The following is a 1,669-nucleotide window of genomic DNA, read 5'->3' as shown; positions in this document are numbered from 1 at the left end:
CGGTAACTGTCAAGGTATCTGTCGCCCTGTCTGATTTTTATGCAGCCATTCGCACTGTCTCAGTGACCACTTTCCGCTCTGGATTCAACGACACTAATGTCCCCGGTTCCCAGTTACGGGTGTCACCGCTCCAGCGCTCAGGATGTGCCGTTCTGGCTGCAAGGTTGAGTGCATGGCGCTTCGCCAGTATGGCCTTGTCCTCCCCGGTATGGCGCTGCATCGGCGTCACGAAACGGATAGCACTGTGACGATGTTCATGGTTATACCACTGCACGAAGCCGTGCACCCACTGCTGAGCTGCCGTTAGATCAGCAAAGCCATTGGCAGGATAGTTCGGCACATACTTGCAGGTGCGGAACAGGGCCTCGGAGAAGGCGTTATCGTTGCTCACACGCGGCCGACTGAACGATGGCTGGATCTGTAGATCCCGCAGCTTTTCCAGCAAGGTCGCGCCTTTGAAGGGGCTACCGTTATCGGCGTGTAACACCAGCGGTTGGCCCACGATATTCTCGGCCAGCACCGCCCGCTCAATGACAATACGGGAGTTGGCGGCGGACTCTCCCAGGAAAGCCTCCCAGCCCACCACCTTGCGGCTGAAGATATCGAGGATCATCACCAGATAATAGTAGGTTCCCTTGGCTGGGCCGGGGAGCCAGGTACAGTCCCACGACCAGACCTGGTTAGGTGCTGTTGCCGTATGCGTGGTCGGTGCTGGCTGTGATTTACGGGCTTTGGCACGACCACGGTGAGCCAGTTGACCATGCTTGCGCAGCACACGATAAAAACTGGAAACTGATGCGATATAACGCTGCTCTTCGTCCATCAACCGCACAACGATCTGATCCGGTGGCAGGTCAGCAAACTCATCCCGGTGACACTGCTTCAGGATCTCGGACTCTTCCTCTGCGGTTAGTGCATTGGCAGGCACCGGGCGCTCGGCCAAGGGGCGCCGATCAGCTGTAATCTCACCTGCCTGCACCCAGCGTTGATGCGTTCGGATCGAGATCCCTATAACGTCACACGCAGCGGTCAGGGTTGAGCCGTCTTCGCAGGCATCGGCGATCAGCTGTACGGCGTGTTGGCGATCCTCGATGCTGATCATGACTCCTCGTCCCCCCAGATCGCCCGTGCTTTTTTTGACAGCGTCAGCAGTGCAGCCGTCTCCGCCAGTGCGGCATTTTTGCGTTGCAGCTCTCGCTCCAGCTCTTTAATACGCTTGCGCTGCTGTTTGGCTTCATCGGCTTCTCGACAACGCTCGTCATAGGACAGGCTGGCCGCTTGCTCGCAATCATGTCGCCAGCGTTGCAGTTGCTCAGGGTAGAGACCCCGCTGACGGCAATAGGCAGCGACCTCTTCGGTGTTCATTGCTGCGGTCTCAATCACCGCTGCAAACTTGTCACGGGAGGACCAGCCTTCTACGCCTTCATCACTGGCATCGGGCAGGCAGCGTCCTTCAGCGCGCGCTTCTTTGCGCCATTTATAAACAGTAGCTGAGGAAATGCCTTCCTCGCGGGCAACGTCTTCGACGCTCTGGTTGTAGGGCGGTAACAGCTTGGCCACAACGGCCTGACGTCGCTCATCGGAGTAACGAGGCATACAGATCTCCAAACGCCCCTGAGTGAATAAGAGAGTTTAACAAAGGACGCGACAACTATCCTGACAGAGGGGG

At 57.5% G+C, this 1,669-nt stretch carries 1 pseudogene; it reads right to left on the bottom strand.

Going from position 1 to position 1,669, the window contains the following annotated elements:
• Positions 1–37 precede the first annotated feature (37 nt).
• A pseudogene (locus ABIE60_RS16540) lies at positions 38–1,596 on the bottom strand (IS3 family transposase).
• Positions 1,597–1,669 lie beyond the last annotated feature (73 nt).

Source organism: Marinobacterium sp. MBR-109, from assembly GCF_040547565.1.
Lineage (GTDB): Bacteria > Pseudomonadota > Gammaproteobacteria > Pseudomonadales > Balneatricaceae > Marinobacterium.
The sequence above is the reverse complement of the archived record's forward strand: the minus strand, read 5'-3'. Positions and strand labels throughout refer to the sequence as shown.